This is a genomic window from Acidovorax sp. SUPP2825 (assembly GCF_030158995.1).
Taxonomy (GTDB): Bacteria; Pseudomonadota; Gammaproteobacteria; order Burkholderiales; family Burkholderiaceae_C; genus Paracidovorax.
Genome location: NZ_BQXK01000020.1, coordinates 36,923 through 50,589 on the forward strand (window position 1 = coordinate 36,923; position 13,667 = coordinate 50,589).

A 13,667-nucleotide genomic window follows, 5' to 3' on the forward strand; every position below is an offset into this window, starting at 1 on the left:
CAGGTGGGCCGTTCGGAGCGGTGCCGCTAGCGCGGCCCGCCAGGAGGTTGCCCTCCGCCTGCCGCCGGGACGGCGACAGTTGGGGCGAAGATTAATTACTTCTTCTTGCCCTTGCCGCCCTTGGCGTCGGCGGCAGGTGCTGCGTCGGCAGCAGGTGCTTCCACTTCGACCACGGGGTTGGTCACGGACACCAGAACGGGGTTGTTCTGGCCGCCACGGATCACGGCGCTCACGCCGCGGGGCAGCTTGATGTCCTTCAGGTGCAGCGATGCACCCTTCTTCAGCTTGGTCAGGTCCACGGCGATGAATTCGGGCAGGTCCGAAGGCATGCACGACACGTCGAGTTCGTTCACGACGGGGTTAACCAGGCACTTGTCCACCTTCACGGCGTCGGATTCTTCAGCGCCACTGTAGTGCAGTGGCACCTTCATGTGCAGCTTGGTCTTGGCATCCACGCGCTGGAAGTCGATGTGCAGCACGAGTTGCTTGTAGGGGTGGTATTGCACGTCACGCAGCAGCACCTTGGAGGTGGTGCCGGCCACTTCCATGTCCAGCACGCTGGAGTGGAAGGCTTCCTTCTTGAGGGCGTGCCACAGCGCGTTGTGGTCGATCTCGATCAGTTGGGGCTCGGCGGCACCGCCGTATACGATGCCGGGCGTCTTGCCCGTGTTGCGCAGACGGCGGCTCGCACCCGTACCTTGCTTGGCGCGCTCAAAAGCGACGAAGTTCATGGTTAGCTCCTGTGAGGGCCGGCCGCGACCAGCTCGGCCCTGTTGAAAAAGACCCGTGCCACCTGGCAGCGGACCTGCTTGTGTTCCCGAACGAACAAACCTCCCGAAGGAGGTTTGCCATCCCTTCCGCCCCGAGGGCGGACGTCATCAGAAAAGGTTGTCCTGGTCCGAGAACAGACTCATCACCGACTCTCCCTTGGCGATGCGCTGGATCGTTTCTGCGATCAGCGGTGCCACGGAGAGCTGGCGAATCTTGGTGCATCCCTTGGCGGCTTCGCTCAAGGGGATGGTGTTGGTCACGACCACTTCGTCGAGTGCGGAGCCCTTGGCGATGCGCTCGATGGCCGGGCCCGAGAAAATGGGGTGCGTGCAATAGGCGTACACCTTCTTGGCGCCGCGCTCCTTGAGCACTTCGGCGGCCTTCACGAGCGTGCCGGCGGTGTCGATCATGTCGTCCATGATCACGCAGTTGCGGCCGTCGATCTCGCCGATCACGTGCATCACTTCCGATACGTTGGCCTTCGGGCGGCGTTTGTCGATGATGGCCAGATCGCAGTTCAACTGCTTGGCCAGGGCCCGTGCGCGCACCACGCCGCCCACATCGGGCGACACGACGATCAGGTCGTCGTATTGTTTCTGGCGCAGGTCGCCCAGCAGCACGGGCGACGCATAGATGTTGTCCACCGGGATGTCGAAGAAGCCCTGGATCTGGTCTGCATGCAGGTCCATCGTCAGCACGCGGGCCACGCCCACGGCCTGCAGCATGTTGGCCACCACCTTGGCGGAGATCGGCACGCGGCTGGATCGCGGACGGCGGTCCTGGCGGGCATAGCCGAAGTAGGGGATCACCGCGCTGATGCGTTCGGCCGAAGCGCGCTTGAGCGCATCGACCATGATCAGCAGTTCCATGAGGTTTTCGTTGGTCGGCGCGCAGGTCGACTGCACGACGAACACATCGCGGGCACGGACGTTCTGCTTGATTTCGACAGTGACTTCGCCGTCGGAGAACCGGCCTACGTCCACTGCACCCAGCGTGGTGCCGAGGTGCCGGGCAATGTCCGCCGCCATCCCAGGATTGGCGTTGCCGGTGAAAACCATGAAGTCGGGGTGATTGGCTTGCATGAGCGACCCAGCAGTCTAAAAAAAAGCCCGTGTGCGAAAGTATTTGGCAGGGGAAGAAGGATTCGAACCTTCGCATGCCGGAATCAAAATCCGGTGCCTTAACCAGCTTGGCGACTCCCCTACACAGGTCAATCACTGAAAGTAATCAACCGAAATCCTGATCCGAGGCCCATCCTGCCAGAGGATGAATCATCAGATTTTCACATGCCTTCACTTGCCACGCGCCGGGCGCGTCTTGCAAGTTCACTGCCTGTGGCATCTGCGCAAACACTGCACTTCCCGAGCCAGTCATTCGGCCTTGCAACCCTTTCGATTCCAGCCACTGAAGGGCTTGACCGATCTCGGGGCACAGTGCCTGAGCAACCGGCTGCAGATCGTTACTTCCAAACTGGTAGTGTGCTGCAGCAAAGCCTAAGATTGTAGCACAGCCAGAATCGCGTTTTAAGAAAGGGTGCGAAAAAATCGATTTCGTATCCAATCCCGCTTCTGGTTTGACCACCAGGAATTGTGTTCTTGGCAGTGCATGCGCTTTCTCAAGCGGGCGTATTGTCTCACCAATTCCTTCCACCCAAGCGTTATGGCCGCGTAAAAAAAATGGCACGTCAGCGCCCAGCGACAGCCCGATGCGCTCCAGTTCCCCACGCGTCAGTTGCAGGTTCCACAATCGGTTGAGGGCCAGCAGGGTCGAGGCCGCATCGGACGAACCACCCCCCATACCCGCCTGCGCTGGAACTCGCTTTTCAATGCCTATGTGTGCGCCCAGCGTGCATCCGGTGGCAAGCTGCAAGGCCGAGGCTGCGCGCACGCAAAGGTCTTGTGGGGGCAGCGCCTCCGACAGGTCCTCCCGGGTGATCCCGCCGTCCTCGCGCAGTTCGAAATGGAGCGTGTCGCACCAATCGATCAGCATGAACACCGATTGCAGCAGGTGATAGCCGTCGGCGCGTCGCCCGGTGATGTGCAGAAAGAGATTGAGCTTGGCCGGCGCCGGCACATCGTGCAAAGACCGCATGGGTATCAGCGGTCCAGGGCAATGCGCAGTGTGGCGTGCGGCAAGGGGCTGCGACGGTGAGCGACGAGCCTTCCACGGTCCATGCCGTCGAGTTCTGCTTCCCAGCCATCGACCGCGATGGGTTCGCGTTTGAGCCAGCCGAACAAGGCGGAAACCGGCACCGTGCTGCCTGTCAGCTGCAGGACCAGTGCGTCCAGTGAGTCGGATCGGCGCGTTTCCGATCCGTTGGTCAGTGTGGCCAGCCCGGGCGACCACGCCAGCTTGGCCATCACATTGCCGAAGGGGTTGAGAAGCGTCAGTTCCCCTTGTTCGGGGGCGCCTCGCAATTCGAATGCAGCGTTCAACGGTTGTGCGGCGGGATCGTCCACTTGCAGCGAGAGCCGGCCGCTCCATGCATCGCTGGGCGCTGCATCCTGCGTGGCCAAGTGGGCGTGCTGCGCACAACCCGTGAGGAGCAAGAAGGCCACCGTTGCCAGCCAGGTGCTCCAGGCAGGCCAGGCGCTTTTGGCATCTGCGCGGCGAACACCGCTTGCGGCATGCCGCATCAAGGGTTGGCCCCCAGGCGCTTCAAAGTCTGGCGCAGGGTGTCGTTGTCCTTGTTCAGCCGCAGGCCTTCTTTCCAGACAGATGTCGCGCGATCGCGCTCTCCGAGCGACCACAGCACTTCTCCGAGATGGGCTGCGATTTCCGGATCGGGCTGCGCCTTGAATGCATCGCCGAGCAAGCGCGCGGCTTCTTTGCGATTGCCGAGCCGAAACTCGACCCAGCCAAGGCTGTCCATGATGAACGGGTCACCGGGCGCGTATTCCAGCGCCTTGGCAATCAGCTGCTTGGCTTCCGGCAGTCGGATGTCACGCTCCGCGAAGGAGTACCCCAAGGCGTTGTAGGCATGGTGGTAGTCGGGCTGGCGGGCAATGATCTGCCGCAGCAGCTTTTCCATCTCGTCCAGCAAGCCCGCTTTTTCGGCCAGCATGGCTTGGTCATAGACGAGTTCGTTGTCTTGCGGAGCCAAGGCAACGGCCTTGGCTTGGGCTTCATAGGCTTCCCGGTATTTCTGTGCATCGCGCAGCAGCTGGACCTCGGCGAGCAATTTCATTCGCTCTTCCTGGGGCGTCTTCGCGGGCAGCGCGCGAATGAGCGCAAGGGCTTCGGGCAACTTGCCCTGGCGAGCCAACAGGGATGCCCTGCGGCTTTGCACCGTCAGCAGTTCTGCGGAGTTCTCGACCCGGCCCAGCCAAGCTTCCGCTTCCGCCAGGTTGCCCCGCTTTTCTGCGATCTGGGCTTGCAGCAGGAATGCCTGCGTCATCGCGCTGCGGCGCGGATCGCTCGCAGGCAGTGCCTCGAGGAGTTTCTGAAACTGCGTCAGGGACGCATACGCCTCATCGAGGCGGTTGGCCTGCAAATGCAGGCTGGCTTTGACCAGCCAGGCTTCTGCCATGTCCGGCGTGCTCTGGGTCAGCAGATCCGCCTGCTTGGAGGCTTCCGCATAGCGTTGTGAGTCCAGCAGGGTGCGAACGTACACCATGCGGATTTCCGGCTTGGGTGTCCCGGCCAGATAGCGGGCAACCAATGGCTCGGCCTCTGTCTCGCCGGCTTCCAGCAGTTGCAGCGCCAGCAAGGCGACGCCTTCGGCGGGCGCATCCATGGTCTGGGCCTGGCGTGCGGCTTCCAGTCCACCCTTCTTGTCGCCCGCGGCCAGACGCATTCGGCCGATGGTGATCCATGCGGACGGGCCGGATGCCGGGTTGCTAAGCTGATCTGCCAGCGCCTGCTCGACGACCTTGGCGGCCATGGCCTTGTCGCTGGCCCGTCCGTACAACTGCGGAATGGCCTGGAGCGTCATCGCCCTGTCATTCGCAGGCGATTGATCCAATTCCTGCTTGAGGAGGTCGGACGTCTCCTCGATGCGATTGAGCGCAATGAGGATCTGCAACACGTACCGGTTGGCCTCGCGCGACTGAGGCTGTGCGCTTTTCCATGCCCTCGCTGCCGCCAGCGCATATTCGGCCGAGCGCGATTGCAGGGCAATCTCGACGGCCCGTCGATAAAGCTGGCCATCGCCGCTGCGGCGGGCTGCTTCGAGCATGAGCGAATAACCGGTGCCGGGATCCCCTCCCGTGGTGCTGATCTCCCCGAGCAGGATTTCATAGAACAGTTCTGCGTCGAGCGCGGCGGCTGCATCGCTGGAAGTCTCCTGAGACGCTCGAAGCCCGGCTTGCGATGTCGGTGCCGGCGAATTTTGCGCCTGTGCAGAAAGAGTTCCCGTCACCATGGCGCATGCCAGGGTGATGGTCCAGAGTCGATGTGATTGCGCCATCAACCCATAATAATCCATGGTTCAACGTCTTTGTGGAGCGTGCAGGCATGCCTGAGTTGCCGGAAGTGGAAGTAACGCGACTCAGCATCGCGAAGGGGATTTCCGGCGCGGTAATCCAGTCGGTCACGGTGGGCAAACCATTGAGATGGCCACTCGGTTGCCCGCCCGAGGGGTTGATTGGCCGCACCATCACGGCAGTGCGGCGCCGGGGCAAGTATTTGCTCCTGGACCTGGACGGAGGGCTTCTCCTGATCCATCTCGGCATGTCAGGGAGCCTTCGTCTGGGGCAATCGCTGGAAGCGCGTGGTCCACACGACCATTTTGAAATGGAAACGACCTTGGGGACCTTGCGCCTGCGGGATCCTCGAAGGTTCGGCGCAGTGGTTTGGGCGCGAGACGAGGGCGCTGAAGAAGCGAAGAAGCTGTTGGGTTCACTGGGGGTGGAACCCCTTTCCGACCTGTTCACCGTCGACGGTCTATTTGCCGGTTTGCGTGCGAGCCGGGCGCCTGTGAAGCAGGTCTTGCTCAGCGGCAAAGTGGTGGTGGGGGTTGGAAACATCTACGCATCGGAAGTGCTGTTCCTGGCGGGCATCCGCCCGACCGTGAAGTCATCGACCATCGGCTTGGCGCGGGTTCGCCGCCTGCACGTAGCCATCCGCGAGGTACTGGCGCGCGCGGTGGAGCGCGGCGGCAGCACGCTGCGGGACTTTGCCAGCGCGGACGGCAGTGAGGGCCATTTCCAACTGGAGGCGCATGTCTATGGACGGCACAACGAGGCGTGCCGGGCCTGCGGGTCTCCAGTGCGAATGATCCGGCAAGGCCAGCGCAGCACCTACTATTGCATCCGTTGCCAGAAGGCATAGGGTTAAGAGGGGTGGCACCACGCCGTTTCGAGCTTTCAAGAAGTTCGTGGGGTGCTATATTTTGCGAAGGCTCCTGCACGTGCGGGGCGCAGCGACACTCGGGAGCAAAGTGGGACCCTCTTTTAACGAACAGTTCGACCAGCACGGCGCGTGGCGCCGGGCATTCGCACTTCAACTGAAGCAGTTGGCCGACTGGATGGCGTCGCATTCCCTCATGGATGCGGCTGTTGGCGAGAAGCTCCAGCGACTGGAGGGTCAAGTGCGCAGCGACAAAGTCATGGTGGCTTTCGTCGCGGAGTTTTCCCGGGGCAAGTCCGAACTGATCAACGCCATCTTCTTTGCCGACTATGGCCGCCGGATCATGCCTGCCAGCGCGGGACGAACGACGATGTGCCCGACGGAATTGGGCTACGACCCCGGCGTGCCTGTGAGCCTGCGCCTGCTTCCCATCGACACCCGGCTGCAGGTGCAGGGACTGGCCGAGTGGCGCCTGAAGCCCGAACGCTGGGTGCAGATTCCCTTGGATGTCAATGATGCGGGGCAGATGGCCCGCTCGCTCGAGAAGGTGGCCGAGGTCCGGCGCGTCACCTTGGATGAAGCGCGAGCGCTGGGTTTCTGGCACGACGACCTGCCGCAAGAAAACCCGGTGCCGGACGCCAGCGGCCTGGTGGAAGTTCCGATGTGGCGCCATGCCCTTATCAATATTCCCCATCCGTTGCTCAAGCAGGGCTTGGTCATTCTGGATACGCCCGGACTGAACGCAGTGGGTGCGGAGCCCGAACTCACCATTAATCTGATTCCACAGGCGCATGCGGTGGTCTTCATCCTGGGGGCGGACACCGGGGTCACGCGGTCCGATCTCTCGATCTGGCGGGAACATCTGGCAGCCCCGTCTGAAAATGCGGATGCCCGCTTGGTGGTCCTCAACAAGATCGACACACTGTGGGACACCCTGAACTCGCCTGAGCAGGTTCAAGAACAACTTGAGCGCCAGCGCCTGACCTCTGCCGAGATGCTGGGTATCTCGCAAGAGCACGTCATGCTGGTGTCAGCCCAGAAAGGGTTGATCGCCAAAATCCAGTGCGATGACCTGTTGCTGGAGCGCAGCGGCTTGCCTCTTTTGGAAGAAGCGCTGGCACAAGGGGTGATGGGCAAGCGCCAGTCCATTCTCCGCTCTGCCGTGGCAGCGGGCATTGCCGGCCTGCGTTCGGAAACCTCCCGCGTGATCAACATCCGCCGGCGCGATCTCGATGACCAGATGCTGGAATTGCGGAGTTTGCGCGGAAAGAATGCTTCCGTCATCGATTCCATGCGCACTCGGATCGAGCAGGAGCAGCGGGAGTTCGAGCTGAGCACCGCGAAGATTCAGGCGGTGCGTGCGGTCCATCTCAAATTGCTGCGCGATATCTTCCATGAGCTCGGAGCCCGTTCGCTGAAGGCCGAACTGGCGCTGCTCACAGACGCATTGCAGCAAAAGGGACTGAAGCTGGGCGTGCGCAAAGTCTACGCGGAGACCTTCCAGCGGCTGCAGGCCATCGTGGACAAGGCGCAATCTTCGGGCACTGAAATCCATGCCATGTTGGGCGGTACATTCCGACAGCTCAACACGGACTTCGGCTTTTCACTCCAAGTGCCTCCGACTCCGCAACTGGAGCCCTTCCTGCAGGAAATCGCGCAAATTGAGCAGCGGCATTTGCAGTACCTGGGCGTGGGCAATGCCCTCAAACTGGCGCAGCCTGAGTTCGCGCAGCGATTGGTCCGTGCGCTCGGCATGCGGCTTCGTACGGTGTTTGAATCGGTCGCCAACGATCTGGAGCTTTGGAGCAAATCCGCAACAGCGCAACTGGATGCCCAATTGAGAGAGCGCAAACGGAGCTTTGCACGTCGCATCGAAGCGGTGGACCGCATTCAGCACGCAGCAAGCGGTTTGGTGGAGCGCATTGCGGAGATTGAAATGGCCGAGCAGGAGTTGGGGCAAATGGAAACGCGCTTGAATGAGATGACGGAGCAACTCGCAGCCGTCCCGCGCGCCGAGCCGCCCCAGGTCAGCCCGCAAACTGCCCTGGCATGAGCGACACCCCGGAAATCGCCACCGATGTGGTTCGGTGGCAGGCGGTGCATGGCCGCAACCATTTGCCTTGGCAGCAAACACGAGATCCTTATCGAGTGTGGCTGTCTGAAATCATGCTGCAGCAAACCCAGGTCGTCACCGTCTTGGGCTATTACGAACGCTTTCTGGCGCGATTTCCAGATGTGCAGTCGCTGGCTGCGGCAACGAAGGGTGAGGTGCTCGCCTTGTGGAGCGGTTTGGGCTATTACAGTCGCGCCCGCAATCTGCACCGTTGTGCTCAGCAAGTCGTGGATTTGCACGGGGGCGAGTTTCCCCGGACCGCCGAGGTATTGGCACAGTTGCCGGGAATCGGCCGCTCGACGGCAGGTGCGATAACCGCCTTCTGCTTTTCCGAGCGTGTTCCCATATTGGATGCAAATGTTCGCCGGGTGCTGACGCGAGTGCTTGGCTTCACGGCCGATTTGGCAATCGCCAAGAATGAACGTCTTCTTTGGGATCAGGCCTGTGCCTTGCTGCCAGTCAGTGATCTGCAGCATGCGATGCCGCGCTATACCCAGGGTCTGATGGATCTCGGGGCGACGGTGTGCACGCCAAAGAAGCCGACCTGCATGGTCTGCCCTTTGAACCGGCAGTGCAAAGCCCGCCGCGACGGAGACCCCGAACGCTATCCCGTGCGGACCCGCAAATTGTCGCGTCGTGCGGAGTCGTGGTGGCTGATGCTGCTGCAGGACGGCAATGGGCGTGTCTTGCTCCAGCCGCGTCCCTCGAGCGGCATTTGGGCAGGTCTGCATTGCCTGCCGGTGTTCGAGGAGCGCGCAGCACTGCAAGCAGCATTGGCATCACGGCCTGCGCCGCTTCAGGATTTGGAGGGCTTTCTTCATGTCCTGACCCATCGGGATCTGCACCTCCATCCCGTGCGAATCCCGTGGCAGGCGGATTGGGGCCTTCCGGTGGACGGTGCCTGGTTCGGTGCTTCCGACTGGGACCGCTTGGGTATGCCAACGCCCATCCGGAAATTGCTGCTGAACCTATCCTGATTTTTTTCACGTCTCGCCACTCTGTGGCGAGACGTGAAAGTCACAGGCCGTCCAACTCACGATGCCGCCGCAGGGTGGTCCAACGCTGGCTGAAGTGCACCGCCAGGCGCTCCACCAAATAAACCGAGCGGTGTTGCCCCCCCGTGCAGCCAATGGCCACGGTCACGTAGCTTCGGTGATTCTGCGCCAAAGGCTCCAGCCAGTGAGAAAGGAACTGCGCGATGTGCTCCTGCATCAGTTTCACATCAGCCTGGTGCTGCAAATAGTCGATGACAGGCTGGTCTTTGCCCGTCAATGCCTTTAACGCGGGCTCATAGTGGGGATTGGGCAGCATGCGCACGTCGAAGACGTAATCCGCATCGACAGGCACCCCGCGTTTGAATGCAAATGATTGGAAGACCAGCGTCAATTGCCCGGGCAGGGCGGGCATCAGGCTTTTGACGTAACCCTGCAATTGCGCTGCTCGAATGGCGCTCGTGTCGATGACATGGGACTGCTCACGCAACTCGGCCAGCAGTTCACGTTCCAGTTCGATGGTTTGCAGCAATGCGCGTTGGCCTTCCGTCCATTCGTCTCTGGAGAGGGGGTGGCGTCGGCGCGTTTCCGAAAATCGCCGGATCAATGTGTCGGTGGTGGCATCCAGAAACAGCGAATGGACGACCACGCCCTCGCCGCGCAGGCGTTTCAGTTCCTGCGGAACCAGCGGTAACGCGGTGGCGCTGCGAACATCCATTGCGATGGCAATCCGGTTGCCATGGTGCTGATGCTCCAGCGCCACGAAGGCGGCCAACAATTCCGGTGGCAGGTTGTCTACGCAGTAGTAGCCTGCGTCTTCCAATGCATGCAAGGCAACGGATTTGCCGGAACCCGCCATGCCTGTGATCAATACGACCTCTAGCGTCATTTCGTCATGCCTTGATCTGTGCGGGTTGGTTGCTGCTGAGCATTTCGCGTGCGTGCGCCATGGTCGCCTTCGACTGGCGTTCCCCTCCTAACATCCGAGCCATTTCGATCACGCGTTTTTCTCCCTTCGCCACGGTCACCTGACTGATGGTGTGCTGATCCTGACTGGTTTTTGCCACGATCAGATGGTGATCCGCACAGGCTGCCACCTGCGGAAGATGGGTAACGGCCAGCACCTGTCGATCGCGGCCCAACTGCTGCATCAGCCGACCCACCGTCTCGGCGACGGAGCCTCCGACGCCTGAGTCCACCTCGTCAAAAATCAGGGTAGGGGCCTCGCCCAACTGGCTTGTCGTCACGGAAATGGCCAACGATATGCGAGACAGTTCCCCCCCCGAAGCGACTTTGCCAACAGGCCGGGGCGTGGCGCCAGGATGCCCTGCGACCAGAAAAGAAACACTGTCGAGACCTTGAATGCCGGGTTCCGGTGTCGGTTCCAAAAGCACCTCAAACCGCCCGCCCACCATGCCCAGGCCCTGCATGGCTTGTGTGATTGATTGGGCAAGCCTTGGTGCTGCGGTCGTCCGCTGCCGGGACACGGCCTGCGCCGCCTTGCGATAGGCTGTGCCACTGGCCTGTTCGGCCGCATTGAGCGCTTCCAGGTCTGCTGCCGTCTCCAGTTTGGAGAGTTCCGCTTTCCATCCCTCCAGCAGGGTCGGCAGTTCCGATGGCGTCCGCTTGTATTTGCGTGACAACGAAATCCACAGCGACAGGCGTGAATCCAACTGTTCAAGTCGCTCGGGATCGAGTTCCGTGTGCCGGAGATAGCTTTGCAAGGAGTGAGCCACATCGGCCGCTTGGTCCATGCACGACTGAAGCACCTCTCCCATCGCCTTGAATTCGGGATCGAGGGTTTGCTGCTCCTGCAGCAGATGGCAGGCGCGGCTCAACTGAGTCTGTGCACCGGACTCTTCATCCTCCAGCGCGGACAGGGCCGTTTGCGCGCTGTCCAGCAAGGCTTGGGCGTGAGAAAGGCGGCTGTGCTGGGTGTTGAGTTCTTCCCACTCGCTGGATGCCGGGCCCAGCTTTTCGACTTCACTGATCTGCCACTGCAGTCGTTCCCGCTCCTGTTGCAGGGTATTTCTGGCCGCTTCTGCTTGCGCGACCGCTTTGCGGTCGTCACGCCAGCGAGTCCAAAGCGGCTCCAGCGCCGCGGTGCTGATGCCGCCATAGGCATCCAACAGGCTGCGAACGGCATCCTGGCGCGTCAAGCTCTGCCATGCGTGCTGGCCATGGATATCGAGGAGATGCGCCCCCACGGTCCGCATTTGGGTGGCGGTTGCTGGAATGCCGTTCATCCACGCACGGCTTTTTCCTTGCCGATCGATGGTTCGGCGAAGCAGCAGGCTTTCCTCCTGCGGGATGCCTGCTTCATCAAGCCATGCAGACAAACTGGGTGGGCAATCGAATTCAGCGCAGATGTCCGTACGCTCGGTTCCCTCACGAATCACCCCAGCATCGGCGCGGCCGCCGAGCAACATTTGCAAGGCATCGATCAGGATGGATTTGCCTGCACCCGTTTCTCCGGTCAGCACCGTAAATCCTTTGTGAAGATCCAGGTCCAGGACATCCACGATGACGAAATCGCGCAATGCGATCCGTTTGAGCGCCATCTATGAGCCCCCTTCATTCCAGCGCAATTTTTTGCGCAACGTAGCAAAGTAGTTCCAGCCTCGAGGGTGCAAGAAGCGCACGCAGTGCTCCGACCTCCGAACCACGATCCGATCGCCATGCTGGAGCGATGCCAGCGACTGCATGTCGAAATTGGCGCTGACGTCCCGGCCCCCTACGACTTCTACCGCAATGTCCGTCGAATCCGGCAGCACGATGGGTCGATTGGACAGCGTATGGGGTGCGATGGGGACCATCACCCAACCAGGAATTGCAGGGTGCAGCATTGGGCCTCCCGCGGAGAGCGCATAGGCCGTGGACCCAGTGGGCGAAGCGATGATCAGCCCGTCTGCCCTTTGGTTCGAGACGAAATGCCCACCCACTTCCACCCGCAATTCGACCATGCCGGAAGTGGATCCACGATTGACGACGACGTCGTTGAGCGCCAGGGCTTCAAATACGCATTCGTCCTGACGCATCACGCAGGCATGCATGAGGGGCCTGGCGTCTTCTTCGTACTCGCCATGGAGCATCGGCCTCAGTGCTGAAGCGTGCTCGCCCAAAGGGATATCGGTGATGAAGCCCAGCCGTCCCTGATTGATGCCGATCAGAGGAATTTTGTAGGGGGCCAATTGCCTGCCGATGCCCAGCATCGTACCGTCTCCCCCGATCACCATCCCCAGATCACACTCCTTGCCGATCTGTTCCACCTGCATCGCAGGATAGTCAGAAATGCCGGTGTTGTGCGCCGTTTCCTGTTCCAGAATGGGTTCACAGCCTTCATTTCTGAGGAACTGGGCAACCTCTTGTACGGCATTGCGCGAACTGTCAGAAATAACGCTGGAAGTGAGCGGCTGGTACTTGCCGAAGAGTGCGACCCGTGTGAACCTGAGCTTCATTGGGAAATTAGATCATTAAAATGATTCAATGCTTGATGACCGTGCCAAGTTGTTGCTGAAGGCGCTCGTAGAGCGCTACATAGCCGATGGCCAACCCGTGGGTTCGCGTACGCTGTCGCGCGCGTCCGGTCTCGACCTCTCTCCCGCCACCATCCGTAACGTGATGGCCGATCTCGAAGAGATCGGACTGATCGCAAGCCCGCACACGTCTGCCGGCCGAATTCCGACGGCCAAAGGGTATCGCCTGTTCGTTGACACCATGTTGACAGTGCAGCGCGAACAGCTGTATTCGCCGCAACTGGCTGCAGAGCAGCCGCAAAAGGTGATTGCCAACGCGGCGCATTTGTTGTCCAGCCTGTCCCAGTTCGTGGGCGTTGTCATGGCGCCCCGACGTGCCTCGGTGTTTAGGCACATCGAATTCTTGAGATTGTCCGAAAAGCGGCTTCTGGTCATCATCGTCTCTCCTGAAGGAGACGTGCAGAACCGCGTGATCTTCACCGATGTGGACTACTCACAATCGCATCTCGTGGAGGCGGCCAATTTCCTGAACAGCCACTATTCCGGAATGGACATGGAGCAGGTGCGCGAGCGCTTGAAGACGGAGGTGGATCAGCTGCGGGAGGAAATCGGCTCGCTGATGCAGGCGGCTGTCAACGTCGGGTCCGAAGCGATGGCGGAGTCTCAGGACAATGTGGTGATTTCCGGCGAGCGCAACCTGCTGGCAGTGAGTGATTTTTCCAACGACATGGGCAACCTGCGGCGTGCTTTCGACCTGTTCGAACAGAAGACGCAGATCCTGCGTTTGCTCGATGTTTCCAACCGTGCAGATGGCGTACGCATCTTCATTGGGGGAGAGAGCCAGATCGTCCCTTTTGAGGAGCTTTCGGTAGTCACCTCTCCATATGAAATAGACGGGCAAGTCGTAGGCACACTGGGGGTCATCGGCCCCACCCGAATGCCGTACGACAGGATGATCCAGATCGTGGACATCACGTCCAAGCTGGTTTCCAATGCGCTGAGTTACCGCAAGTAAGCACATACAAT

Annotated in this window: 12 protein-coding genes and 1 tRNA gene; 4 read left to right on the forward strand and 9 right to left on the reverse strand. The window is 60.8% G+C overall.

All coding sequences use genetic code 11. The features are described from left to right. Positions 1–95: 95 nt before the first annotated feature. The 6 genes from AVAK2825_RS20405 to AVAK2825_RS20430 all read right to left on the reverse strand — a co-directional run bounded on the left by AVAK2825_RS20405 (position 96) and on the right by AVAK2825_RS20430 (position 5,197). A complete protein-coding gene (locus AVAK2825_RS20405; RefSeq protein ID WP_272564888.1) occupies positions 96–731 on the reverse strand; it encodes a 50S ribosomal protein L25/general stress protein Ctc in 636 nt (211 codons plus the stop codon). A 147-nt stretch (positions 732–878) separates the two neighbouring features. After that, complete coding sequence (locus tag AVAK2825_RS20410; protein ID WP_272548852.1) at positions 879–1,853, reverse strand: ribose-phosphate pyrophosphokinase; 975 nt, start codon at positions 1,851–1,853, stop codon at positions 879–881. Between the two features lie 44 nt (positions 1,854–1,897). After that, positions 1,898–1,974, reverse strand: a tRNA-Gln gene (locus AVAK2825_RS20415). A 24-nt stretch (positions 1,975–1,998) separates the two neighbouring features. Further along, positions 1,999–2,862 (reverse strand): 4-(cytidine 5'-diphospho)-2-C-methyl-D-erythritol kinase, encoded by an 864-nt coding sequence (gene ispE, locus AVAK2825_RS20420; RefSeq protein WP_284402290.1) that lies wholly within the window; start codon positions 2,860–2,862, stop codon positions 1,999–2,001. A 5-nt stretch (positions 2,863–2,867) separates the two neighbouring features. Continuing rightward, positions 2,868–3,287 carry a lipoprotein insertase outer membrane protein LolB gene (locus tag AVAK2825_RS20425; protein WP_284402291.1) on the reverse strand — a complete coding sequence of 140 codons (420 nt, stop codon included), beginning with the start codon at positions 3,285–3,287 and terminating at the stop codon, positions 2,868–2,870. Positions 3,288–3,406: 119 nt separating this feature from the next. Continuing rightward, complete coding sequence (locus AVAK2825_RS20430) at positions 3,407–5,197, reverse strand: tetratricopeptide repeat protein (protein ID WP_284402292.1); 1,791 nt, start codon at positions 5,195–5,197, stop codon at positions 3,407–3,409. Positions 5,198–5,226: 29 nt separating this feature from the next. Between AVAK2825_RS20430 and mutM the strand changes: the two genes are divergently transcribed. From mutM to mutY, 3 genes are all read left to right on the forward strand, one after another. Further along, entirely contained in the window at positions 5,227–6,042 is an 816-nt protein-coding gene (gene mutM, locus AVAK2825_RS20435) for a bifunctional DNA-formamidopyrimidine glycosylase/DNA-(apurinic or apyrimidinic site) lyase (protein ID WP_284402293.1), read from the forward strand. A 109-nt stretch (positions 6,043–6,151) separates the two neighbouring features. Next, the gene (locus AVAK2825_RS20440; RefSeq protein WP_284402294.1) at positions 6,152–8,113 is read left to right on the forward strand and encodes a dynamin family protein; all 1,962 of its coding nucleotides are present in this window, start codon (positions 6,152–6,154) and stop codon (positions 8,111–8,113) included. Next, entirely contained in the window at positions 8,110–9,150 is a 1,041-nt protein-coding gene (gene mutY, locus AVAK2825_RS20445; protein WP_284402295.1) for an A/G-specific adenine glycosylase, read from the forward strand. Before AVAK2825_RS20440 ends, mutY begins: the two co-directional genes overlap by 4 nt. A 40-nt stretch (positions 9,151–9,190) precedes the next feature. Here mutY and rapZ read toward each other — a convergent pair whose 3' ends face one another. The 3 genes from rapZ to AVAK2825_RS20460 are packed head-to-tail and all read right to left on the reverse strand — an operon-like array spanning position 9,191 to position 12,623. Continuing rightward, positions 9,191–10,054, reverse strand: coding sequence for an RNase adapter RapZ (gene rapZ / locus AVAK2825_RS20450; protein ID WP_284402296.1), 864 nt, complete (start codon positions 10,052–10,054; stop codon positions 9,191–9,193). Positions 10,055–10,058: 4 nt separating this feature from the next. Beyond that, positions 10,059–11,726 (reverse strand): DNA repair protein RecN, encoded by a 1,668-nt coding sequence (recN, locus tag AVAK2825_RS20455; RefSeq protein ID WP_284402297.1) that lies wholly within the window; start codon positions 11,724–11,726, stop codon positions 10,059–10,061. Then, positions 11,727–12,623, reverse strand: coding sequence for an NAD kinase (locus tag AVAK2825_RS20460; RefSeq protein WP_284402298.1), 897 nt, complete (start codon positions 12,621–12,623; stop codon positions 11,727–11,729). 28 nt (positions 12,624–12,651) lie between these two features. On the opposite strand from AVAK2825_RS20460, the gene hrcA reads away from it, so the two are divergent. After that, positions 12,652–13,656 carry a heat-inducible transcriptional repressor HrcA gene (hrcA, locus tag AVAK2825_RS20465; RefSeq protein ID WP_284402300.1) on the forward strand — a complete coding sequence of 335 codons (1,005 nt, stop codon included), beginning with the start codon at positions 12,652–12,654 and terminating at the stop codon, positions 13,654–13,656. The last annotated feature ends 11 nt before the right edge of the window (positions 13,657–13,667 follow it).

Bases quoted from the DNA above. Each gene is read 5' to 3' on its own strand.
- rapZ (WP_284402296.1), bottom strand. From the start codon at position 10,054: ATGACGCTAGAGGTCGTATTGATCACAGGCATGGCGGGTTCCGGCAAA.
- AVAK2825_RS20405 (WP_272564888.1), bottom strand. From the start codon at position 731: ATGAACTTCGTCGCTTTTGAGCGCGCCAAGCAAGGTACGGGTGCGAGC.
- recN (WP_284402297.1), bottom strand. From the start codon at position 11,726: ATGGCGCTCAAACGGATCGCATTGCGCGATTTCGTCATCGTGGATGTC.
- mutM (WP_284402293.1), top strand. From the start codon at position 5,227: ATGCCTGAGTTGCCGGAAGTGGAAGTAACGCGACTCAGCATCGCGAAG.
- ispE (WP_284402290.1), bottom strand. From the start codon at position 2,862: ATGCGGTCTTTGCACGATGTGCCGGCGCCGGCCAAGCTCAATCTCTTT.
- AVAK2825_RS20430 (WP_284402292.1), bottom strand. From the start codon at position 5,197: ATGGATTATTATGGGTTGATGGCGCAATCACATCGACTCTGGACCATC.
- hrcA (WP_284402300.1), top strand. From the start codon at position 12,652: ATGCTTGATGACCGTGCCAAGTTGTTGCTGAAGGCGCTCGTAGAGCGC.
- AVAK2825_RS20410 (WP_272548852.1), bottom strand. From the start codon at position 1,853: ATGCAAGCCAATCACCCCGACTTCATGGTTTTCACCGGCAACGCCAAT.
- mutY (WP_284402295.1), top strand. From the start codon at position 8,110: ATGAGCGACACCCCGGAAATCGCCACCGATGTGGTTCGGTGGCAGGCG.
- AVAK2825_RS20460 (WP_284402298.1), bottom strand. From the start codon at position 12,623: ATGAAGCTCAGGTTCACACGGGTCGCACTCTTCGGCAAGTACCAGCCG.